This is a genomic window from Streptomyces sp. NPDC127177 (assembly GCF_042672475.1).
GTDB lineage: Bacteria > Actinomycetota > Actinomycetes > Streptomycetales > Streptomycetaceae > Streptomyces.
Genome location: NZ_JBHXUW010000038.1, coordinates 61,611 through 83,501 on the forward strand (window position 1 = coordinate 61,611; position 21,891 = coordinate 83,501).

Consider the following 21,891-nt stretch of genomic DNA (forward strand, 5'->3'; position numbering starts at 1 on the left):
GTACGGCCCACCGTGCCGTACGGCGGCTTCCGCACGCCCGCACGCCTGAACCCTCCAGCCACCGGAGAACACCCAGATGAAGCGCCACCTCATCTCGGCCGCCGACCTCACCCGCGACGACGCCGTCCTGATCCTCGACACCGCCGAGGAGATGGCCCGGGTCGCGGACCGGCCGATCAAGAAGCTCCCGACCCTGCGCGGCCGTACCGTCGTCAACCTCTTCTTCGAGGACTCGACCCGTACCCGCATCTCCTTCGAGGCGGCCGCCAAGCGGCTGTCCGCCGATGTCATCAACTTCTCCGCCAAGGGCTCCTCCGTCTCCAAGGGCGAGTCCCTCAAGGACACCGCCCTCACCCTGGAGGCGATGGGCGCGGACGCCGTCGTCATCCGGCACGGCGCCTCCGGAGCCCCCTACCGCCTGGCCACGTCCGGCTGGATCGACGGCGCGGTCGTCAACGCCGGTGACGGCACCCACGAGCACCCCACCCAGGCCCTCCTGGACGCCTTCACCATGCGCCGCAGGCTCGTAGGGGCGGACGCCGGACTCGGCCGGGACCTGGACGGCCGCCGGATCACGATCGTCGGCGACATCCTGCACAGCCGCGTCGCCCGCTCCAACGTCCATCTCCTGACCACCCTCGGCGCCCACGTCACGCTGGTCGCGCCGCCCACCCTCGTCCCGGTCGGCGTCGAGCAGTGGCCCTGCGACGTCAGCTACAGCCTCGACAAGGTGTTGCCGGCCTCGGACGCGGTGATGATGCTCCGTGTGCAGCGTGAGCGGATGAACGCCGCGTACTTCCCGACCGAGCGCGAGTACTCCCGCCGCTACGGCCTGGACGGCGAGCGGATGGCGAAGATGCCCGAGCACGCCATCGTCATGCACCCCGGCCCGATGGTCCGCGGCATGGAGATCACCGCCGAGGTCGCCGACTCCGACCGCTGCACGGTCGTCGAGCAGGTCGCCAACGGGGTCTCGATCCGGATGGCCGTGCTCTATCTGCTGCTGGGCGGCTCCGGGCCCGCCGCCCCGTCCCAACCGTCGCCCGCCGCCCGTACCGAGGAGACCAAGTAACCATGAGCAAGATCATTATCCGCGGCGCGAAGCTCCTCGGCGGCGAGCCGACGGACGTCCTGATCGACGGCGAGACCGTCGCGGCGGTCGGCACCGGCCTCGACGCCGGCGACGCCACCGTCATCGAGGCGGCGGGCCAGGTCCTGCTGCCCGGCCTGGTCGACCTCCACACCCACCTGCGCGAGCCCGGCCGCGAGGACTCCGAGACCGTCCTGACCGGCACCAGGGCCGCCGCGACCGGCGGCTTCACCGCCGTGCACGCCATGGCCAACACCTTCCCGGTCGCCGACACGGCCGGCGTCGTCGAGCAGGTCTGGCGGCTCGGCAAGGAGTCCGGCTACTGCGACGTGCAGCCCATCGGCGCCGTCACCGTCGGCCTGGAGGGCAAGCAGCTCGCCGAACTCGGCGCCATGCACGATTCGGCCGCCGGAGTGAAGGTCTTCTCCGACGACGGCAAGTGCGTCGACGACGCCGTGATCATGCGCCGCGCACTGGAGTACGTGAAGGCCTTCGACGGAGTCGTCGCCCAGCACGCCCAGGAGCCCCGCCTCACCGAGGGCGCCCAGATGAACGAGGGCATCGTCTCGGCCGAGCTCGGACTCGGCGGCTGGCCCGCGGTCGCCGAGGAGTCGATCATCGCCCGCGACGTGCTGCTCGCCGCCCACGTCGACTCCCGGGTGCACATCTGCCACCTGTCGACCGCCGGCTCCGTCGAGATCGTCCGCTGGGCCAAGTCCAAGGGCTGGAACGTCACCGCCGAGGTCACCCCGCACCACCTGCTCCTCACCGACGAGCTCGTACGGTCCTACAACCCGGTCTACAAGGTGAACCCGCCGCTGCGCACCGAGGCCGACGTCATGGCCCTGCGCGAGGCACTCGCCGACGGCACCATCGACTGCGTCGCCACCGACCACGCCCCGCACCCGCACGAGGACAAGGACTGCGAGTGGGCCGCCGCCGCCATGGGCATGGTGGGCCTGGAGACCGCGCTCTCGGTCGTCCAGCAGACGATGGTGGAGACCGGACTGCTCGACTGGGCAGGCGTCGCAGACCGGATGTCGCTGCGCCCGGCCGCCATCGGCCGGCTCGAAGGGCACGGCCGTCCCGTCTCGGCGGGTGAGCCCGCCAACCTCACCCTGGTCGATCCGGCATACCGTGGAGCGGTGGACCCCGCGGGCTTCGCCTCCCGCAGCCGCAACACTCCCTACGAGGGGCGCGAGCTGCCGGGGCGAGTGACCCACACCTTCCTGCGGGGCCGTGCCACGCTCGTCGACGGGAAGCTCGCGTGACAACACTCAGCCCCAAATATCAGCTGTACCAACTGGCCGCCGAGCAGAAGTCGGCGGAGGTGACCGACTGGTCCGCCCGCATCAGCTGGGTGATCGGACTGATGGTCCTCGTCGCGTTCGTCTACTGGCTGATGCGCCAGGGATGGAAGTGGCGCGGAAGCCTCCAGTCCGGCCTGTCCGAGCTCGCGACCACCCCGGACGGCTTCGCCGACGGCGAGAAGCTGCTCACCCTGACCGGGCGCTACCACGCCTCGACGACGGCCGGGCAGTGGCTCGACCGCGTCGTCGCCCACGGCCTCGGCACCCGCAGCCGTGTCGAGCTCACCCTCACCGAACAGGGCCTGGACGTCGTACGGCCCGGCGCGACGGACTTCTTCGTCCCGGCCGCGGACCTGCGCGAGGCCCGGACGGACAAGGCCCTCGCCGGCAAGGTACTCCCCGAGGGTGGGCTGCTGGTCATCACCTGGGCGCTCGGCGACCAGCTGATCGACTCCGGATTCCGCTCCGACCACTCGGCCGAACACCCCGCCTGGGTCGAGGCCGTCAACCACCTCACCCGCTCTACGGAAGGCACCGCACGATGACGATCTCCACCCGGGGAGCCGCCAAAGCTCCCGCCGTACTCGTCCTGGAGGACGGCCGCGCTTTCCACGGCCGCGCCTACGGGGCTGTGGGGGAGACCTTCGGCGAGGCGGTGTTCTCCACCGGCATGACCGGCTACCAGGAGACGCTGACCGACCCCTCGTACCACCGCCAGGTGGTCGTGATGACGGCTCCGCACGTCGGCAACACCGGTGTGAACGACGAGGACCCCGAGTCCGGGCGGATCTGGGTCGCCGGCTACGTGGTGCGCGACCCCGCGCGGGTCTCCTCCAACTGGCGCGCACAGCGTTCGCTCGACGAGGAGCTCGACAACCAGGGCGTCGTCGGCATCAGCGGCATCGACACCCGCGCCCTCACCCGTCACCTGCGCGAGCGCGGCGCGATGCGCGTCGGCATCTTCTCCGGCGACACGCTCGCCGACGAGGAGACCCTGCTCGCCAGGGTGCGCCGGGCCCCCGAGATGAGCGGCGCCGACCTCTCCGCCGAGGTCGCCACCAAGGAGACCTACGTCGTCCCCGCGATCGGCACCAGGAAGTTCACCGTCGCGGCGATCGACCTCGGCATCAAGGGCATGACCCCGCACCGGCTGGCCGAGCGCGGCATCGAGGTGCACGTCCTGCCCGCCACCGCCACCCTGGAGGAGGTGTACGCGGTCCAGCCCGACGGCGTCTTCTTCTCCAACGGCCCCGGCGACCCGTCGACCGCCGACCACCCGGTCTCCGTCATGCGGGGCGTCCTGGAGCGGAAGACCCCGCTCTTCGGCATCTGCTTCGGCAACCAGATCCTGGGCCGGGCGCTCGGCTTCGGCACGTACAAGCTGAAGTACGGCCACCGCGGCATCAACCAGCCCGTGCAGGACCGTTCGACCGGCAAGGTCGAGGTCACCGCGCACAACCACGGCTTCGCCGTCGACGCCCCGCTCGACAAGCCGTCCGACACCGCCTACGGACGGGCCGAGGTCTCCCACGTCTGCCTGAACGACCAGGTCGTCGAAGGCCTCCAGCTCCTGGACCGGCCGGCCTTCAGCGTCCAGTACCACCCCGAGGCGGCCGCCGGCCCGCACGACGCCGCGTACCTCTTCGACCGTTTCGTATCCCTGATGGAGGGCCAGCGTGCCTAAGCGCTCCGATATCCAGTCCGTCCTGGTCATCGGCTCCGGCCCGATCGTCATCGGGCAGGCCGCCGAGTTCGACTACTCAGGCACCCAGGCCTGCCGGGTCCTCAAGGCCGAGGGCCTGCGCGTCATCCTGGTGAACTCCAACCCGGCGACGATCATGACCGACCCGGAGATCGCCGACGCCACCTACGTCGAGCCGATCACACCCGAGTTCGTCGAGAAGATCATCGCCAAGGAGCGCCCCGACACGCTGCTCCCCACCCTGGGCGGCCAGACCGCGCTCAACACCGCGATCTCGATGCACGAGAACGGTGTCCTGGAGAAGTACGGCGTCGAGCTCATCGGCGCCAACGTCGAGGCCATCAACAAGGGCGAGGACCGCGACCTCTTCAAGGGTGTCGTCGAGGCCGTCAAGGCGAAGATCGGCTACGGCGAGTCCGCCCGCTCGGTCATCTGCCACACCATGGACGACATCATCAAGGGCGTCGACACGCTCGGCGGCTACCCCGTCGTCGTCCGCCCCTCCTTCACCATGGGCGGCGCCGGCTCCGGCTTCGCCCACGACGAGGAGGAGCTGCGCCGCATCGCCGGACAGGGCCTCACGCTCTCCCCGACCACCGAGGTGCTCCTCGAGGAGTCCATCCTCGGCTGGAAGGAGTACGAGCTGGAGCTGATGCGCGACAAGAACGACAACGTCGTGGTCGTCTGCTCCATCGAGAACTTCGACCCGATGGGCGTCCACACGGGTGACTCCATCACCGTCGCCCCTTCGATGACGCTCACCGACCGCGAGTACCAGCGGCTGCGCGACATCGGCATCGCGATCATCCGCGAGGTCGGCGTCGACACCGGCGGCTGCAACATCCAGTTCGCCATCGACCCGGCCGACGGCCGGGTCATCGTGATCGAGATGAACCCGCGCGTCTCCCGCTCCTCGGCACTGGCGTCGAAGGCCACCGGCTTCCCCATCGCCAAGATCGCCGCCAAGCTGGCCGTCGGTTACACGCTCGACGAGATCCCCAACGACATCACCGAGAAGACGCCGGCCTCCTTCGAGCCGACCCTCGACTACGTCGTCGTCAAGGCCCCGCGCTTCGCCTTCGAGAAGTTCCCCTCGGCCGACTCCACCCTCACCACCACCATGAAGTCGGTGGGCGAGGCCATGGCGATCGGCCGCAACTTCACCGAGGCACTGCAGAAGGCGCTGCGCTCCCTGGAGAAGAAGGGCTCGCAGTTCGCCTTCACCGGCGACCCCGGCGACAAGGCCGCACTGCTGGCCGATGCGGTCCGCCCGACCGACGGCCGCATCAACACCGTGATGCAGGCGATCCGGGCCGGCGCCACCCAGGAGGAGGTCTTCGACGCGACGAGGATCGACCCCTGGTTCGTCGACCAGCTCTTCCTGATCAAGGAGATCGCCGACGAGCTGGCCGCAGCCGACAAGCTCCTGCCCGAGCTGCTCGCCGAAGCCAAGCGGCACGGCTTCTCGGACGCCCAGATCGCCGGTATCCGAGGGCTGCGGGAGGACGTCGTCCGCGAGGTGCGGCACGCGCTCGGCATCCGTCCGGTCTACAAGACGGTCGACACCTGCGCCGCCGAGTTCGCCGCGAAGACGCCGTACTTCTACTCCTCCTACGACGAGGAGAGCGAGGTCGCGCCCCGCACCAAGCCCGCGGTGATCATCCTCGGCTCCGGCCCCAACCGCATCGGCCAGGGCATCGAGTTCGACTACTCCTGCGTCCACGCCTCCTTCGCGCTGAGCGACGCGGGCTACGAGACTGTGATGGTCAACTGCAACCCGGAGACCGTCTCCACGGACTACGACACCTCCGACCGCCTGTACTTCGAGCCGCTGACGCTGGAGGACGTGCTGGAGATCGTGCACGCGGAATCCCTCGCGGGCCCGATCGCCGGCGTCATCGTCCAGCTCGGCGGCCAGACCCCGCTGGGCCTGGCCCAGGCGCTCAAGGACAACGGCGTGCCCGTCGTCGGCACCCCGCCGGAGGCCATCCACGCCGCCGAGGACCGCGGCGCCTTCGGACAGGTCCTGGCCGAGGCCGGTCTGCCCGCCCCCAAGCACGGCACCGCCACCACCTTCGCCGGGGCCAAGGCCATCGCCGACGAGATCGGCTACCCCGTCCTCGTACGCCCCTCGTACGTGCTCGGCGGCCGCGGCATGGAGATCGTGTACGACGAGACCCGCCTCGAGGCGTACATCTCGGAGTCCACCGAGATCAGCCCCACCCGGCCGGTCCTGGTCGACCGCTTCCTCGACGACGCCATCGAGATCGACGTGGACGCGCTCTACGACGGCACCGAGCTCTACCTCGGCGGCGTCATGGAGCACATCGAGGAAGCCGGTATCCACTCCGGGGACTCCGCCTGCGCCCTGCCCCCGATCACCCTCGGCGGCTACGACATCAAGCGGCTGCGCGCCTCCACCGAGGGCATCGCCAAGGGCGTCGGCGTACGCGGGCTGATCAACATCCAGTTCGCGCTCTCCGGAGACATCCTCTACGTCCTGGAAGCCAACCCGCGCGCCTCGCGCACCGTCCCCTTCACCTCGAAGGCGACCGCTGTCCCGCTCGCCAAGGCCGCCGCCCGTATCTCGCTGGGCGCGACCGTCGCGGAGCTGCGGGAGGAGGGCCTGCTGCCCAAGCACGGCGACGGCGGCACTCTGCCGCTGGACGCGCCGATCTCCGTCAAGGAGGCCGTCATGCCGTGGTCGCGCTTCCGCGACGTCCGCGGCCGCGGCGTCGACACGGTCCTCGGCCCGGAGATGCGCTCCACCGGCGAGGTCATGGGCATCGACTCGGTCTTCGGCACGGCGTACGCCAAGTCGCAGGCCGGCGCCTACGGGCCGCTGCCCACCTCGGGCCGTGCCTTCATCTCGGTCGCCAACCGGGACAAGCGCTCGATGATCTTCCCGGCCCGTGAGCTGGTCGCCCACGGCTTCGAGCTGATGGCCACGTCCGGCACGGCCGAGGTGCTCAAGCGCAACGGCATCAACGCCCGTGTCGTGCGCAAGCAGTCCGAGGGCGAGGGCCCGAACGGTGAGAAGACCATCGTCCAGCTGATCCACGACGGCGAGGTCGACCTCATCGTCAACACGCCGTACGGAACGGGCGGCCGGCTCGACGGCTACGAGATCCGCACCGCGGCCGTCGCCCGGTCCGTACCGTGCCTGACCACGGTCCAGGCGCTGGCCGCCGCGGTCCAGGGCATCGACGCCCTCACCCACGGCGACGTGGGCGTCAGTTCCCTCCAGGAACACGCGGAACATCTGACCGCGGCCCGCGACTAGCCCGCTCCCAGGGGGACACCGGAAACGGTGTCCCCCTCTTCGTGAGAACGACGAGGACACCCCCTGATGTACAGACTCTTCTTCCAGCTGGTCTTCAAGCGCATGGACCCGGAGCAGGCCCACCACGCCGCGTTCCGCTGGATCCGCCTCGCCGCCCGCATCCCCGTCCTGCGCACCTTCGTCGCCGCCGCACTCGCACCGCGCCACAAGGAACTGCGCACCGAGGCGTTCGGCCTGCGGATGCACGGCCCCTTCGGCCTCGCCGCCGGCTTCGACAAGAACGCCGTCGCGATCGACGGGATGTCGATGCTCGGCTTCGACCACATCGAGATCGGCACGGTCACCGGCGAACCGCAGCCGGGCAACCCCAGGAAGCGGCTGTTCCGCCTCGTCGAGGACCGCGCGCTGATCAACCGCATGGGGTTCAACAACGAGGGCTCGGCCGCCGTCGCCGAGCGCCTGGCCCGCCGTGTGCCGGTCTTCCGGACCACGGTCGGCGTCAACATCGGCAAGACCAAGGTGGTCCCGGAGGCCGAGGCCGCCGCCGACTACGTGAAGTCCACCGAGCGGCTCGCCGCCCACGCCGACTACCTCGTCGTCAACGTCTCCTCGCCGAACACCCCGGGCCTGCGCAACCTCCAGGCCACCGAGTCGCTGCGCCCGCTGCTGTCCGCCGTGCGCGAGGCCGCCGACCGCACCGTCACGGGACGCCGGGTCCCGCTCCTCGTCAAGATCGCCCCCGACCTCGCGGACGAGGACGTCGACGCGGTCGCCGACCTCGCCGTCGAGCTGGGTCTGGACGGCATCATCGCCACCAACACCACCATCGCCCGCGACAGCCTGGGCCTGCGGTCCGCACCCTCCCTGACCGGGGAGACCGGCGGACTGTCCGGCGCGCCCCTCAAGGAGCGCTCCCTGGAGGTCCTGAGCCGCCTCTACGGGCGTGTGGGCGACCGGATCACCCTGGTGGGTGTCGGCGGCATCGAGAACGCCGAGGACGCCTGGCAGCGCATCCTCGCCGGCGCCACGCTCGTACAGGGCTACAGCGCCTTCATCTACGAGGGCCCGTGCTACGCCCGCGCGGTCCACAAGGGCCTGGCCGCCCGCCTGGCCGCCTCTCCCTACGCCACCCTCGCCGATGCCGTCGGCGCGGAATCCCGGAAGGCCGTGAAATGACCCTGGAACCCTTCGGCGCACGACTGCGCCGGGCCATGGACACCCGTGGACAGCTCTGCGTCGGCATCGACCCGCACGGCTCCCTGCTCACCTCCTGGGGGCTGAACGACGACGTCGCGGGCCTGGAGCGCTTCACCCGTACCGTCGTCGAGGCACTGGCCGACCGGGTCGCCGTGCTCAAGCCGCAGTCCGCGTTCTTCGAGCGCTTCGGCTCGCGCGGCATCGCCGTCCTGGAGAAGGCGGTGGAGGAGGCCCGTGCGGCCGGCGCCCTCGTCGTCATGGACGCCAAGCGCGGCGACATCGGCTCCACCATGGGTGCCTACGCCGCGACCTACCTCGACAAGGACTCGCCGCTGTTCTCCGACGCGGTCACCGTCTCGCCGTACCTCGGCTTCGGCTCGCTGCGGCCCGCGCTCGACGCGGCGGCGGTCTCCGGCTCCGGCGTCTTCGTGCTGGCGCTCACCTCCAACCCGGAGGGCGCCGAGGTGCAGCGCGCCACCGCGGCCGACGGCCGCTCGCTGGCCCGGACGATGCTCGATCACATGGCGGCCGAGAACGAGGGGGCCACCCCGCTCGGCTCGGTCGGCGCGGTGATCGGTGCGACGCTCGGCGACGCGGGCGTCGACCTCGCGATCAACGGACCGCTGCTCGCGCCCGGCATCGGGGCCCAGGGCGCGACCCCGGCCGATCTGCCGGCCCTCTTCGGCGCCGCGCTGGGCAATGTGGTCCCCAGCGTGAGCCGGGGCGTGCTGCGCCACGGCCCGGACGCGGCAGGGCTGCGCGAAGCCGCCGAGCGGTTCGCGGACGAGGTCCGCGCGGCCGTCTCGGACGGCTGACCATCCCACGTAACAGCGTGTTGACGTAATCCTGACCAAAAAAGTCGGTTGTTATGCCTGGAATGTCCTGGTCGGCAAAGGCTGACCAGGACTTTTCGTCTGTTCTCGCTGACTCCGGCGGCCTTGGCCGCTAGTCTCCGTCGAGAGCCAACGCACACAGGTTGTTCGTTGCTCACCAGGTGAGGGGCGATCCAGTCGCCTCACCGGTCCGTATCCGACAGATCGACATCCGAGGTGACGTAGGCGTGGCTCTTCCGCCCCTTACCCCTGAACAGCGCGCAGCCGCGCTCGAAAAGGCCGCCGCGGCTCGCCGGGAGCGGGCCGAGGTCAAGAATCGACTCAAGCATTCCGGCGCCTCCCTCCACGAGGTCATCAAGTCGGGACAGGAGAACGACGTCATCGGCAAGATGAAGGTCTCCGCCCTGCTGGAATCCCTGCCCGGCGTCGGCAAGGTCCGTGCCAAGCAGATCATGGAGCGGCTCGGCATCTCCGAGAGCCGCCGGGTCCGGGGTCTTGGCTCCAACCAGATCGCATCCCTGGAGCGTGAGTTCGGCGGCAGCGCCGCCTGACGTTCTCGGGCACTCCTGAGAACCTGGATAATCGCTCCATGGCTGCAACATCCCGGGGGACGTCCCCCGTACCCCCGGACGTACGTCCGCGGCTGACCGTGCTCTCCGGCCCCTCGGGGGTCGGCAAGAGCACGGTCGTCGCGCATATGCGCAAGGTCCACCCCGAGGTGTGGCTCTCGGTGTCGGCGACGACCCGCAAGCCCCGCCCCGGCGAACGCAACGGTGTCCACTACTTCTTCGTGGACAACGAGGAGTTCGACAAGCTGATCGCCAACGGCGAACTGCTGGAGTGGGCCGAGTTCGCCGGCAACCGCTACGGCACGCCGCGCCGCGCGGTGCAGGAGCGCCTGGAGGCGGGCGAACCGGTGCTGCTGGAGATCGATCTCCAGGGTGCCCGTCTGGTCAGGCAGTCGATGGCCGACGCGCAGCTGGTCTTCCTGGCGCCGCCGAGCTGGGACGAGCTGGTCCGCCGGCTCACCGGCCGGGGCACCGAGGCGCCCGAGGTGATCGAGCGCCGTCTCGGCGCGGCCAAGGTCGAACTGGCCGCCGAATCCGAGTTCGACACGACGCTTGTCAATACCTCCGTCGAGGACGTGGCACGTGAGCTGCTAGCCTTGATGCTGGAGGCTTCCGGCCACCGTGCCGAAAGCGACTGAACGAACCGGGCGCACCGACACGGGGGACCGCACCACAGAGCCCCTGACTGTCAAAGATTTCTTTGATCTTCATCCCCTTCGGAAGGCAGAGCGTGTCCTCTTCCATCACCACGCCCGAGGGCATCATCAACCCGCCGATTGATGAGCTCCTCGAAGCAACCGACTCGAAGTACAGCCTCGTGATCTACGCCGCCAAGCGCGCGCGCCAGATCAACGCGTACTACTCGCAGCTCGGTGAGGGTCTCCTCGAGTACGTCGGTCCGCTCGTCGACACCCACGTGCACGAGAAGCCGCTCTCGATCGCACTCCGCGAGATCAACGCGGGCCTGCTGACCTCCGAGGCCATCGAGGGCCCCGCGCAGTAAGCAGGAAACGCACCTTCACCTCAGGCCCGGCGGTCCGACCGCCGGGCCTGAGGTGTGTCCCGGGGCGGCAGTCCGGCGCCCGCGGCGGTGAGGCAGCATGGGTGCGTACGTATCCGGTTACGTACCCGAGTGCGGGGAGACGCAGTGGAGAAGCCGAAGGTCGTTCTGGGCGTCAGCGGGGGCATCGCCGCGTACAAGGCGTGCGAGCTGCTGCGGCGGCTGACCGAGTCCGGCCATGACGTACGGGTCGTGCCGACCGAGGCGTCCCTCCACTTCGTGGGCGCGGCCACCTGGTCGGCGCTCTCCGGCCACCCGGTCTCGACCGAGGTCTGGAACGACGTCCACGAGGTCCCGCACGTGCGCATCGGGCAGCACGCCGACCTCGTCGTCGTCGCGCCCGCCACCGCCGACATGCTGGCCAAGGCCGCCCACGGACTCGCCGACGACCTGCTCACCAACACACTGCTCACCGCCCGCTGTCCGGTCGTCTTCGCGCCCGCCATGCACACCGAGATGTGGGAGCACCCGGCCACCCAGGAGAACGTCGCCACGCTGCGCCGCCGGGGCGCCGTCGTCATCGAGCCCGCCGTCGGCCGGCTCACCGGCGTCGACACCGGCAAGGGCCGGCTGCCCGACCCGGGGGAGATCTTCGAGGTCTGCCGCCGGGTGCTGGCGCGCGGACCCGTCGTCCCCGACCTGGCGGGCCGCCACGTCGTGATCAGTGCGGGCGGCACCCGGGAGCCGCTCGACCCGGTCCGCTACCTCGGCAACCGCTCCTCCGGGAAGCAGGGATACGCGCTCGCCCGCACCGCCGTCGCCCGCGGCGCCCGGGTCACGCTCGTCGAGGCCAACACCGGCCTGCCGGACCCCTCCGGCGCCGACGTCGTCCGGGCCGGAACGGCGATGCAGCTGCGCGAGGCCGTGCTGAAGGCGGCGGCGGACGCGGACGTCGTGGTGATGGCTGCGGCCGTCGCCGACTTCCGCCCGGCCGAGTACGCCGCGGGGAAGATCAAGAAGAAGGACGGCCAGGAGCCCGCCCCGATCACCCTCGTCCGCAACCCGGACATCCTCGCCGAGGTCGCCACGCGACGCGCCCGGCCGGAGCAGATCGTGGTCGGATTCGCCGCCGAGACCGACAACGTCCTGGCCAACGGCCGCGAGAAGCTCCGCCGCAAGGGCTGCGACCTGCTGGTGGTCAACGAGGTGGGGGAGCACAGGACCTTCGGCGCCGAGGAGAACGAAGCGGTGGTGCTCGCGGCCGACGGCGATGAGACCCCGGTGCCCCACGGACCCAAGGAAGCGCTCGCCGACACGGTCTGGGACCTCGTGTCGCCACGTCTTGCGTGAATTTCTCGTGTCGTGGCCCCGGCGGTCCGATTCCTTGGGAACAAAGGCCCCAAAGGCGCCATCGGGGTCACTTCGGGGCCTTGGGGCGCCAGTGCCGCATGTCACAGAACTCCCAAAGGGCGAGACACGTTGTCCGACAGCCGGAGCCGACCGATAAACTGGTCCAGGACCGTACCGGGCGCAGCTCCCGGGCCCGTCCGCCCAATGATCAGCCAGCAGCCGCTGCAACCCCAGGGAGCGATGTGTCCCGCCGTCTCTTCACCTCGGAGTCCGTTACCGAGGGTCACCCCGACAAGATCGCTGACCAGATCAGCGACACCATTCTCGATGCCCTCCTTCGCGAGGACCCGACGTCGCGTGTCGCCGTCGAGACCTTGATCACCACAGGTCTGGTGCACGTTGCGGGTGAGGTCACGACCAAGGCCTACGCCCCCATCGCCCAGCTCGTGCGCGACAAGATCCTCGAGATCGGCTACGACTCCTCCAAGAAGGGCTTCGACGGCGCCTCCTGCGGCGTCTCGGTGTCCATCGGCGCGCAGTCGCCCGACATCGCGCAGGGCGTCGACACCGCGTACGAGAAGAGGGTCGAGGGCGACGAGGACGAACTCGACAAGCAGGGCGCCGGCGACCAGGGCCTGATGTTCGGGTACGCCTGCGACGAGACGCCCGAGCTCATGCCGCTGCCGATCCACCTCGCGCACCGGCTCTCCCGCCGCCTCTCCGAGGTCCGCAAGAACGGGACCATCCCGTACCTGCGCCCCGACGGCAAGACCCAGGTCACCATCGAGTACGACGGCGACAAGGCCGTCCGTCTCGACACGGTCGTCGTCTCCTCGCAGCACGCGAGCGACATCGACCTCGACTCGCTGCTCGCTCCCGACATCCGCGAGTTCGTCGTCGAGCACGTCCTGAACCAGCTGATCGAGGACGGCATCAAGCTCGACACCGAGGGCTACCGCCTGCTGGTCAACCCGACCGGGCGCTTCGAGATCGGCGGCCCCATGGGCGACGCCGGCCTCACCGGCCGCAAGATCATCATCGACACGTACGGCGGCATGGCCCGCCACGGCGGCGGCGCCTTCTCCGGCAAGGACCCGTCGAAGGTGGACCGCTCGGCCGCGTACGCGATGCGCTGGGTAGCCAAGAACGTCGTCGCGGCGGGCCTCGCGGCCCGTTGCGAGGTACAGGTCGCCTACGCGATCGGCAAGGCCGAGCCGGTGGGTCTCTTCGTCGAGACGTTCGGTACCGCCGCGATCGAGACCGAGAAGATCGAGCACGCCATCGGCGAGGTCTTCGACCTCCGCCCGGCCGCGATCATCCGCGCCCTCGACCTGCTCCGCCCGATCTACGCCCAGACCGCCGCGTACGGTCACTTCGGCCGTGAGCTCCCCGACTTCACCTGGGAGCGCACGGACCGGGTCGACGCCCTGCGCAAGGCCGCGGGCCTGTAGGTCCGTCGCCGGCCCCCTGGGGCCAGGCTTTCTCCCGGAGCCCGGACGCCTCATCGGTGTCCGGGCTCCGCTGTCTCTTCCCGCCGTCGGTGTCCGCGCTCCGCCGTCCCTTCCCGCCGGAACGGGCGGGGCCGGCGCCGGGCCCGGCCGGTGGCGCCGCGGGCTGTCAGTGGCGTCTGGTAGGAATTTGGCTGTGAGCAGCGACAACGAGCGGTCCGAGGAGCCCGATGCCGGGGCGCCGGAGCAGCTTGCGCTGATCCGGGAGACGGTGCGCCGGGCCAAGGTGCCCCGCGCCAAGCCCAGGACCTGGCGCGGTGCCGCGCTCGCCAAGGAACTGCCCGTCGCCCGCGTCCTGGTGAACAAGGGCGCGCTCCATCTCGACCAGTACTTCGACTACGCCGTCCCTGAGGAGCTCGACGCCGAGGCGCAGCCCGGGGTGCGGGTGCGCGTGCGCTTCGGAGCCGGGGGGCGCAACGTCCGCGGCGGGCGGCGCGAGGGCGGCGGGCTGATCGACGGATTCCTGGTCGAGCGGCTGGCCGAGTCCGACTACAGCGGCGCGCTGGCAGCGCTCGCCTCCGTCGTATCACCCGAACCGGTACTCGGACCCGAGCTGCTCGGCCTCGCCCGGGCCGTCGCCGACCGGTACGCGGGCAGTCTCGCGGACGTCCTCCAGCTCGCGGTGCCTCCTCGCAACGCCCGGGCCGAGTCCAAGGCGTCCCCCGAACCGCTGCCGCCGCCCGCGGCCCCCGTGCCCGGGACCTGGGCGCGCTACGCCCAGGGGCCGGCGTTCCTGGACGCGCTGGCCGGGGGCGGTGCGCCCCGGGCCGTGTGGACCGCGCTGCCGGGGCCGCACTGGCCGCGGGAGATCGCCGGAGCCGTCGCCGCTGCCCTCGCATCCGGCCGTGGCGCACTGGTCGTGGTCCCCGACGGGCGGAGCGCCGCACGGGTCGACACCGCCCTCACCGAGGCTCTCGGCGAGGGCCGTCACGCCGTGCTGACGGCCGGGTCCGGACCCGAGAAGCGCTACCGGGAGTGGCTCGCCGTGCGCCGCGGATCCGTCCGGGCGGTCGTCGGGACCAGGGCGGCGATGTTCGCCCCGGTCGCGGATCTCGGCCTGGTCGCGGTCTGGGACGACGGGGATTCCAGCCACAGCGACGACAACGCCCCCTTCCCGCATGTCCGCGAGGTCCTGGAGCTGCGGGCCGCCCACAGCAGGTGCGCCTTCCTCCTGGGCGGTACGAACTGCACCGTGGAGGCGGCCCAGCTGGTCGAGAGCGGCTGGGCGCTGCCGCTGCGCGCCGACCGGGAACAGACCCGGATCGCGGCGCCGCTGGTGCGTACCGTCGGCGACGGGGAGCTCGCACGGGACGGCGCCGCACGGGCCGCCAGGCTGCCGAGCCTCGCCTGGCAGACCGTGCGGGACGGGCTGCGCAGCGGCCCGGTGCTGGTGCAGGTGCCGCGTCGCGGGTACGCCCCCCGGCTGGCCTGCGAGCGCTGCCGGGAGCCCGCGCGGTGCCGGCATTGTGCGGGGCCGCTGGAGGCGCCCGACCAGCAGGACCTGAACTGCGCCTGGTGCGGGCGGGCCGAGACGTCCTGGCACTGTGTCGCCTGCGGCGGCCGTCGCCTGCGCGCCCAGATCGTCGGCGCCCGCCGCACCGCGGAGGAGCTCGGCCGGGCGTTCCCGGCGGTGCCGGTACGTACTTCCGGGCGCGACCACGTACTGGACTCGGTGCCGGGCGTGCCCGCGCTCGTGGTCAGCACTCCGGGCGCCGAACCGGTCGCGGAGGGCGGCTACGCGGCGGCGCTGCTGCTGGACGGCTGGGCGATGGTCGGCCGCCCCGACCTGCGGGCGGGGGAGGAGGCGTTGCGCCGCTGGACGGCCGCTGCCGCGCTGGTGCGGGGGCAGCCGGAGGGCGGCACGGTGGTGATCGTCGCCGAGCCCACGCTGCGGCCCGTACAGGCCCTGGTGCGGTGGGACCCGGTCGGGCACGCGCGCCGCGAGCTCGCGGAACGGGCCGAGCTGGGCTTCCCGCCGGTGTCCCGGATGGCGTCGGTGACGGGGGAGCCGCAGGCACTGGCCGCGTTCCTGGCCGCCGCGCAGCTGCCGCCGGACGCGGAGGTGCTGGGCCCGGTGCCGGTCGCCACCAGTGAGCCGGGGCGGCCCCGCAGGCCGTTCGACGCGCCGCCGGGGGAGACGTGGGAGCGGGCCCTGGTCCGGGTGCGCCCGGGGAGCGGGGCGGCGCTGGCGGCCGCGCTCAAGGGGGCGCAGGCGGCGCGGATGTCGCGGGGCGGTGGGGGTGGCGGTGCGGTGCGGATTCGGGTGGACCCGCCGGACATCGGGTGACGGCGCGGGGTCCTGGGGTGCGGGTGCTCCGCGGGGGTGCGGGTTTCCCCGCAGGGCGCCTTGTCCGGTGGGTGGGGGTCCGGGGTCCCTCCGGGGCGTCTCCTCAAACGACGAACGTGCGGCGGGTACGCGGTGGACCCGGGTCTGTGTTCGTCGTCCTGTGGGGACTCCCCTGCACGCCCCCGGACCCGGCCGCCGTGCGTCTGCGACAGTCGCAACACTGGCCTGCAGACGCGGGTGATGCAGGGGTGGGGACGTGTAGGGGAGTCCCCACAGGAAATGGCGTACGACCCGGCCCTCCTCTCGGACCCGGGTGAACACGCCATTTCTGAGGAGACGCCCCGGAGGGGCACCGCCCCCCACCCACCGGGCAGGCGCACCCCACGGGGCACCCAATCAAGCCCGTCCGGCGATTGAGGACGGAACCCCGCGCCCCGGTCCGGGAGTGTCAGCCGTTGCGCGGTCCCGGGAAGGCGCCCGGGCGCAGATCCTCGCGCGACGGCGGACGCTCCGGCGACGGCTGCGGTGGCATCGATCGTGCGGCAGGCACGGAGGGCAGCGCGGGTGCGGCGGGGGATCCGGGCACCACCGGCACCGGACGCTGCACCACGGGCTCGGCGGCCTCGGCCGCCAGCGGCTGGGGGGTGGCGCGCCGTGCGCCGTAGCGGCGGTGGACCGCCTGCTTGGTGACTCCGAGCGCGGAGCCCACCGCGTCCCAGGAGAAGCCCAGTGAACGGTCGAAGTCCACTGCCGCCGTCACCAGGGTCTCGACGCTGTCCCGCAGTTCCTGGGCCAGCCTGACGGTGGGGGCCGGGGCCCTGCCGTAGACGACGAAGCCCGCGGACGGGCCGGAGCGGCGCGGACGGTAGACGTTGCCCAGTTGGGCGGTGAGCGTACGCAGCGCGTCCACCTGCCGCCGGACCCGCTCGATGTCCCGCACCAGAAGATGCAGGCTGGCCCGCGCTTGGGCGTCGTGGGTTGCGTGGTCGGCCATGAAGAAGCCTCTCGAACCGGCGTTGAAAGGGATCGGGCCGCACCGTGGCGGCTCGCTTCGGTCAATCTCTCTTGACCAACGCCTCACCCCGGGATCTGGTCACGCTCCGGGGGCGTATCCGCAATTGCGAGGGGCGCGCAACGGTGCGTACGCCCCCTGGGAGGCCACAGGCCTCCGGGCCCATAGACTTGTGCGTTGCTCGTCACCGTAACGTTTCGGCCTGAGAGGCAGTCAGCCACCCATGAAGCTCGTCTTCGCAGGCACCCCCGAGGTAGCCGTACCCGCACTGGACGCCCTGATCGCCTCAGGCCGGCACGAGGTCGCCGCCGTCGTGACCCGGCCCGACGCGCCCGCGGGGCGCGGGCGCCGTCTGGTGGCCAGCCCCGTCGCCGAGCGGGCAGAGGAGGCCGGGATCGAGGTGCTCAAGCCGGCCAGGCCGCGGGACGAGGACTTCCTGGCGCGGCTGCGGGAGATCGCGCCGGACTGCTGCCCGGTCGTCGCCTACGGGGCGCTGCTGCCCAAGACCGCGCTCGACGTGCCCGCGCGCGGCTGGGTCAACCTGCACTTCTCGCTGCTGCCCGCCTGGCGCGGCGCCGCCCCCGTGCAGCACGCGGTCATGGCGGGCGACGAGGTGACGGGTGCCTCCACCTTCCTGATCGAGGAGGGGCTCGACTCCGGGCCCGTGTACGGCGTCCTCACCGAGGAGGTCCGGCCCACCGACACCAGCGGCGATCTGCTGACCCGGCTGGCGTTCGCAGGCGCCGGGCTGCTCGCCGCGACCATGGACGGCATCGAGGACGGCACCCTGCACGCCGTTCCGCAGCCCGACGAAGGGGTCACCCTCGCACCGAAGATCACCGTGGAGGACGCCCGGGTCGAGTGGTCGGCGCCCGCCCTGCGCGTCGACCGGGTGGTCCGCGGCTGCACCCCCGCCCCCGGCGCCTGGACCCTCTTCCGCGGGGAGCGGCTCAAGCTCGTCCAGGCCGTGCCCGTCCTGGACCGGACGGATCTGGCGCCCGGGGAGCTCTCCGCGGCCAAGAACAACGTCTATGTGGGCACCGGATCGCACGCCGTCGAGCTGCTCTGGGTCCAGCCGCAGGGCAAGAAGCCGATGCGCGCCGCGGACTGGGCACGCGGGGTGCGCATCGTTCCCGGCGAGCTCGTCGGCAGCTGAGGGCGGTCCCGGCCGGGGCGGGGACGTAGGCTGGGGCAGTTCGTCCTCTCACCATCAGCGGAGCACCTTTCACGTGAACGACCAGCCACGTCGCCGTCCCGCCACACCGCACCGCCGCCCGCAGAAGGACCCGGTCCGGTTCCTCGCCTTCGAGGCCCTCCGGGCCGTCGACGAGCGCGACGCGTACGCCAACCTCGTCCTTCCCCCGCTGTTGAAGAAGGCCCGCGCCAAGGGCGACTTCGACAACCGGGACGCGGCGCTGGCGACCGAGCTGGTCTACGGGACGCTGCGCCGGCAGGGCACGTACGACGCGATCGTCGCCGCCTGCATCGACCGGCCGCTGCGCGAGGTCGACCCGCCCGTCCTGGACGTGCTGAACATGGGCGTGCACCAGCTGCTCGGCACCCGTATCCCGACGCACGCTGCGGTCTCCGCCAGTGTGGAGCTGGCCCGGGTGGTGCTCGGTGAGGGCCGCGCCAAGTTCGTCAACGCCGTACTGCGCAAGGTGTCCGCGGACGACCTCGACGGATGGGTGGCGCGGGTCGCCCCCTCGTACGAGGACGACGCGGAGGACCACCTCGCCGTCGTGCACTCGCATCCGCGTTGGGTCGTATCCGCGCTCTGGGACGCGCTGGGCGGCGGCCGCGCGGGTATCGAGGACCTCCTGGAGGCCGACAACGAACGGCCCGAGGTCACCCTCGTCGCCCGGCCCGGCCGCTCGACCACCGCCGAACTGCTGGAGACGCTCGGCGAGGAGAACGGGCTCCCCGGCCGCTGGTCCCCGTACGCGGTGCGGATGGCCGAGGGCGGCGAGCCGGGCGCCCTGGCCGCCGTGCAGGAGAGCCGCGCCGGTGTCCAGGACGAGGGCAGCCAGCTCGTCGCCGCCGCCCTGGCCAACGCCCCTCTGGAGGGCAGCGACACCCGCTGGCTCGACGGCTGCGCCGGCCCCGGCGGGAAGGCCGCCCTGCTCGCCGCCCTGGCGGCCGGACGCGGCGCCGCCCTGCTCGCCGCGGAGAAGCAGCCGCACCGGGCCCGCCTCGTCGAGCGCTCCCTGGCCGGCAACCCCGGCCCGTACCAGGTGATCACCGCCGACGGCACCCGCCCGCCCTGGCAGCCCGGTACCTTCGACCGCATCCTGATGGACGTCCCGTGCTCGGGTCTCGGTGCGCTGCGCCGTCGGCCGGAGGCCCGCTGGCGCCGCCGCAAGGAGGATCTGGAGAGCTTCGCCCCGCTCCAGCGCGGTCTGCTGAGCGAGGCGCTGAAGGCCGTACGGATCGGTGGTGTCGTCGGATACGCGACCTGTTCCCCGCACCTCGCGGAGACCCGCGTGGTCGTCGAGGACGTGCTCAAGGGCCGCGGCGGGGCACCGGTCGAGGCCGAGTGGGTCGACGCCCGTCCGCTGATGCCCGGGGTGCCCGCCCTGGGCGACGGACCCGACGTCCAGCTGTGGCCGCATCTGCACGGCACGGACGCCATGTACCTCGCCGTGCTGCGGCGTACCGGCTGATCACACCCGCCGACGGAGCGGTCGCCCCCGGTCCGGGGGCGAAAACGCCGGGAATGCGCGAACCGTAATGATCCCGTGAGGCTTTGGGGCGCACCGAAGCGGGGAAGTGCCGCAGAACATGGCAGGCTTGGCCCATGGCCCAGATCAACCCCAGCATTCTCTCCGCCGACTTCGCACGTCTCGCCGAGGAGGCGCAGGCCGTCGAAGGCGCCGACTGGCTCCATGTCGATGTCATGGACAACCACTTCGTGCCCAATCTGACCCTCGGCGTTCCGATCGTGGAAGCGCTCAGCCGGGCCACGGCCACGCCGCTGGACTGCCATCTGATGATCGAGGACGCGGACCGCTGGGCCCCGAGCTACGTCGAGGCGGGGGCGGGATCCGTCACCTTCCACGCGGAGGCCGCGGCCGCCCCCGTACGGCTGGCGCGGGAGATCCGGGCCAAGGGCGCCCGCGCCTCGATGGCGCTCAAGCCGGCGACGCCCATCGAGCCCTACGAGGACCTGCTCCCCGAGCTCGACATGCTGCTGATCATGACCGTGGAGCCGGGCTTCGGCGGCCAGTCCTTCCTGGACATCATGCTGCCGAAGATCCGCCGCACCCGTGAACTGATCTCCCGGCACGGTCTCGAACTGTGGCTCCAGGTCGACGGCGGGGTCTCCGAGTCCACGATCGAGCGGTGCGCGGAGGCGGGCGCCGACGTCTTCGTAGCCGGCTCCGCCGTGTACGGCGCCAAGGACCCCGCCGCGGCGGTGCGGGCGCTGCGCGACAAGGCCGACGGAGCGATCTCCTCGGCGCAGTGGTGCGGCCACTGACACGGGTGACGGAGCAGGCAGCCGCTCCGGCCCCCGATCGCCGGTCGACCCGGCCAAGGGCAGATGAACGCGGTCCGACGGGACCGATCAAGGATCGCCGTATCTGACAGGATGAACGGCGTATCGAGAGCGTGAACAGCAGTGAGGAGAACGCGGTGTCTGCAATGTCGGCGGGCCGGTCCGCCCTGCGGATGGGGCCCGCGGAGCTGGTGCAGGCGGCGGCCATGGCCCGCCGCTTCTACCTCGAGGGCAAATCCAAGATCCAGATCGCTGAGGAGTTCGGCGTCAGCCGCTTCAAGGTCGCCAGGGTCCTGGAGACGGCGCTGGAGCGTGACCTCGTACGCATCGAGATCCGGGTCCCCGCCGAGCTGGACGCCGAGCGTTCCGACGCGCTCCGGGCCCGCTACGGGCTGCGCCACGCGGTCGTGGTCGAATCCCCCGCGGAGGAGCAGGACGACGCCGCGGACCCGGAGAACCTGGGCGAGGTCGCGGCCGACCTGCTCGGCGAACTGGTGAACGAGGGGGACGTGCTCGGGCTCGCCTGGGGCCGCTCCACCATCCACATGGCCGCCGCCCTGGACCGGCTGCCGCCGTGCACGGTCGTGCAGCTCACCGGGGTGTACGACGCGGGGACCGCCGAGCGCGGCTCGGTCGAGGCCGTCCGGCGGGCCGCGCAGGTCTCCGGTGGCGAGGCCCACCCGATCTACGCGCCGATGCTGCTGCCCGACCCGGCGACGGCCGCCGCGCTGCGCCACCAGACCGGGATCGCCCGCGCCTTCGAGTACTTCGACAAGGTGACGGTCGCGGCGGTGTCCATCGGCTCCTGGGAGCCCGGTATCTCCACGGTCCACGACATGCTGTCCGACGAGGAGCGGGGTCACTACGCCTCGCTCGGCGTCGCCGCCGAGATGTCGGCGCACCTCTTCGACTCGGAGGGCCGGCGGGTCGGCCGGGACCTGGGCGAGCGCTGCATCACGGTCGAGGCGGACCGGCTGCGCCGGATCCCCGAGGTGGTGGCGATCGCGGGCGGCCAGCGCAAGGCCGCGGCGATCGGGGCGGTGCTGCGGTCGGGGCTGGTCACCAGTCTGGTGACGGACACCGCGGCGGCCGACTTCCTGCTGACCGACTCGGCCGCGCCGCGCAGGCCCGCACTGGAGCGGGCCGACCCGGACGGGGAGTGAGGCGAGGACGGAGGGGGTCGGACGGTTTGCCGAGCGTCAGCATGCCGATGACGCGGTTGCGGGCGACGAGCGGAAGGACCACCGTCTCTCC

General features: G+C 71.8%; 18 protein-coding genes. 17 read left to right on the forward strand and 1 reads right to left on the reverse strand.

Annotated features, from left to right (window positions below; genetic code table 11):
- Positions 1-76: 76 nt before the first annotated feature.
- The 13 genes from ACFVJX_RS23260 (at position 77) to ACFVJX_RS23320 (ending at position 16,129) form a co-directional block, all read left to right on the forward strand.
- The gene (locus tag ACFVJX_RS23260) at positions 77-1,072 is read left to right on the forward strand and encodes an aspartate carbamoyltransferase catalytic subunit (RefSeq protein WP_384133793.1); all 996 of its coding nucleotides are present in this window, start codon (positions 77-79) and stop codon (positions 1,070-1,072) included.
- A gap of 2 nt (positions 1,073-1,074) precedes the next feature.
- Entirely contained in the window at positions 1,075-2,361 is a 1,287-nt protein-coding gene (locus ACFVJX_RS23265) for a dihydroorotase (protein WP_384133790.1), read from the forward strand.
- Positions 2,358-2,945, forward strand: a complete 588-nt coding sequence (locus ACFVJX_RS23270; protein WP_384133788.1) for a hypothetical protein — start codon at positions 2,358-2,360, stop codon at positions 2,943-2,945. The genes ACFVJX_RS23265 and ACFVJX_RS23270 overlap by 4 nt, the downstream gene beginning before the upstream one ends.
- Positions 2,942-4,084: a glutamine-hydrolyzing carbamoyl-phosphate synthase small subunit gene (gene carA / locus ACFVJX_RS23275; RefSeq protein WP_384133785.1), complete on the forward strand. Its 1,143-nt coding sequence runs from the start codon at positions 2,942-2,944 to the stop codon at positions 4,082-4,084. The genes ACFVJX_RS23270 and carA overlap by 4 nt, the downstream gene beginning before the upstream one ends.
- The gene (gene carB / locus ACFVJX_RS23280) at positions 4,077-7,385 is read left to right on the forward strand and encodes a carbamoyl-phosphate synthase large subunit (protein ID WP_384133782.1); all 3,309 of its coding nucleotides are present in this window, start codon (positions 4,077-4,079) and stop codon (positions 7,383-7,385) included. The genes carA and carB overlap by 8 nt, the downstream gene beginning before the upstream one ends.
- Positions 7,386-7,451: 66 nt before the next feature.
- Positions 7,452-8,561: a quinone-dependent dihydroorotate dehydrogenase gene (locus ACFVJX_RS23285; protein ID WP_384133779.1), complete on the forward strand. Its 1,110-nt coding sequence runs from the start codon at positions 7,452-7,454 to the stop codon at positions 8,559-8,561.
- Positions 8,558-9,397 (forward strand): orotidine-5'-phosphate decarboxylase, encoded by an 840-nt coding sequence (pyrF, locus tag ACFVJX_RS23290; RefSeq protein WP_384133776.1) that lies wholly within the window; start codon positions 8,558-8,560, stop codon positions 9,395-9,397. Before ACFVJX_RS23285 ends, pyrF begins: the two co-directional genes overlap by 4 nt.
- 245 nt (positions 9,398-9,642) lie before the next feature.
- Entirely contained in the window at positions 9,643-9,966 is a 324-nt protein-coding gene (locus tag ACFVJX_RS23295) for an integration host factor (RefSeq protein WP_018524251.1), read from the forward strand.
- Positions 9,967-10,004: 38 nt separating this feature from the next.
- On the forward strand, positions 10,005-10,622 hold the full coding sequence (gene gmk / locus ACFVJX_RS23300) for a guanylate kinase (protein WP_384133773.1): 618 nt from the start codon (positions 10,005-10,007) through the stop codon (positions 10,620-10,622).
- A gap of 92 nt (positions 10,623-10,714) precedes the next feature.
- Positions 10,715-10,987, forward strand: coding sequence for a DNA-directed RNA polymerase subunit omega (rpoZ, locus tag ACFVJX_RS23305; RefSeq protein WP_003970369.1), 273 nt, complete (start codon positions 10,715-10,717; stop codon positions 10,985-10,987).
- A gap of 144 nt (positions 10,988-11,131) precedes the next feature.
- A complete protein-coding gene (gene coaBC / locus ACFVJX_RS23310; RefSeq protein ID WP_384133770.1) occupies positions 11,132-12,334 on the forward strand; it encodes a bifunctional phosphopantothenoylcysteine decarboxylase/phosphopantothenate--cysteine ligase CoaBC in 1,203 nt (400 codons plus the stop codon).
- Between the two features lie 242 nt (positions 12,335-12,576).
- A complete protein-coding gene (gene metK, locus ACFVJX_RS23315) occupies positions 12,577-13,785 on the forward strand; it encodes a methionine adenosyltransferase (RefSeq protein WP_384133767.1) in 1,209 nt (402 codons plus the stop codon).
- Between the two features lie 193 nt (positions 13,786-13,978).
- Positions 13,979-16,129 carry a primosomal protein N' gene (locus tag ACFVJX_RS23320; RefSeq protein ID WP_384133764.1) on the forward strand — a complete coding sequence of 717 codons (2,151 nt, stop codon included), beginning with the start codon at positions 13,979-13,981 and terminating at the stop codon, positions 16,127-16,129.
- 448 nt (positions 16,130-16,577) lie between these two features.
- Here the strand turns inward: ACFVJX_RS23320 and ACFVJX_RS23325 are convergent, their stop codons facing one another.
- Positions 16,578-17,123, reverse strand: a complete 546-nt coding sequence (locus tag ACFVJX_RS23325) for a hypothetical protein (RefSeq protein WP_384133761.1) — start codon at positions 17,121-17,123, stop codon at positions 16,578-16,580.
- Positions 17,124-17,364: 241 nt separating this feature from the next.
- Between ACFVJX_RS23325 and fmt the strand changes: the two genes are divergently transcribed.
- The 4 genes from fmt to ACFVJX_RS23345 all read left to right on the forward strand — a co-directional run bounded on the left by fmt (position 17,365) and on the right by ACFVJX_RS23345 (position 21,800).
- Positions 17,365-18,297: a methionyl-tRNA formyltransferase gene (gene fmt / locus ACFVJX_RS23330; protein ID WP_384133758.1), complete on the forward strand. Its 933-nt coding sequence runs from the start codon at positions 17,365-17,367 to the stop codon at positions 18,295-18,297.
- Positions 18,298-18,370: 73 nt separating this feature from the next.
- A complete protein-coding gene (locus tag ACFVJX_RS23335) occupies positions 18,371-19,804 on the forward strand; it encodes an RsmB/NOP family class I SAM-dependent RNA methyltransferase (protein WP_384133755.1) in 1,434 nt (477 codons plus the stop codon).
- A 134-nt stretch (positions 19,805-19,938) separates the two neighbouring features.
- Positions 19,939-20,619, forward strand: a complete 681-nt coding sequence (gene rpe, locus ACFVJX_RS23340; RefSeq protein WP_384133752.1) for a ribulose-phosphate 3-epimerase — start codon at positions 19,939-19,941, stop codon at positions 20,617-20,619.
- Positions 20,620-20,783: 164 nt separating this feature from the next.
- Complete coding sequence (locus ACFVJX_RS23345) at positions 20,784-21,800, forward strand: sugar-binding transcriptional regulator (protein ID WP_384133841.1); 1,017 nt, start codon at positions 20,784-20,786, stop codon at positions 21,798-21,800.
- Positions 21,801-21,891 lie beyond the last annotated feature (91 nt).

Coding starts and splice junctions, on each gene's coding strand:
- carA (WP_384133785.1), top strand. CDS start 2,942: ATGACGATCTCCACCCGGGGAGCCGCCAAAGCTCCCGCCGTACTCGTC.
- rpe (WP_384133752.1), top strand. CDS start 19,939: ATGGCCCAGATCAACCCCAGCATTCTCTCCGCCGACTTCGCACGTCTC.
- fmt (WP_384133758.1), top strand. CDS start 17,365: ATGAAGCTCGTCTTCGCAGGCACCCCCGAGGTAGCCGTACCCGCACTG.
- ACFVJX_RS23325 (WP_384133761.1), bottom strand. CDS start 17,123: ATGGCCGACCACGCAACCCACGACGCCCAAGCGCGGGCCAGCCTGCAT.
- ACFVJX_RS23345 (WP_384133841.1), top strand. CDS start 20,784: ATGTCGGCGGGCCGGTCCGCCCTGCGGATGGGGCCCGCGGAGCTGGTG.
- pyrF (WP_384133776.1), top strand. CDS start 8,558: ATGACCCTGGAACCCTTCGGCGCACGACTGCGCCGGGCCATGGACACC.
- ACFVJX_RS23260 (WP_384133793.1), top strand. CDS start 77: ATGAAGCGCCACCTCATCTCGGCCGCCGACCTCACCCGCGACGACGCC.
- ACFVJX_RS23285 (WP_384133779.1), top strand. CDS start 7,452: ATGTACAGACTCTTCTTCCAGCTGGTCTTCAAGCGCATGGACCCGGAG.
- gmk (WP_384133773.1), top strand. CDS start 10,005: ATGGCTGCAACATCCCGGGGGACGTCCCCCGTACCCCCGGACGTACGT.
- ACFVJX_RS23265 (WP_384133790.1), top strand. CDS start 1,075: ATGAGCAAGATCATTATCCGCGGCGCGAAGCTCCTCGGCGGCGAGCCG.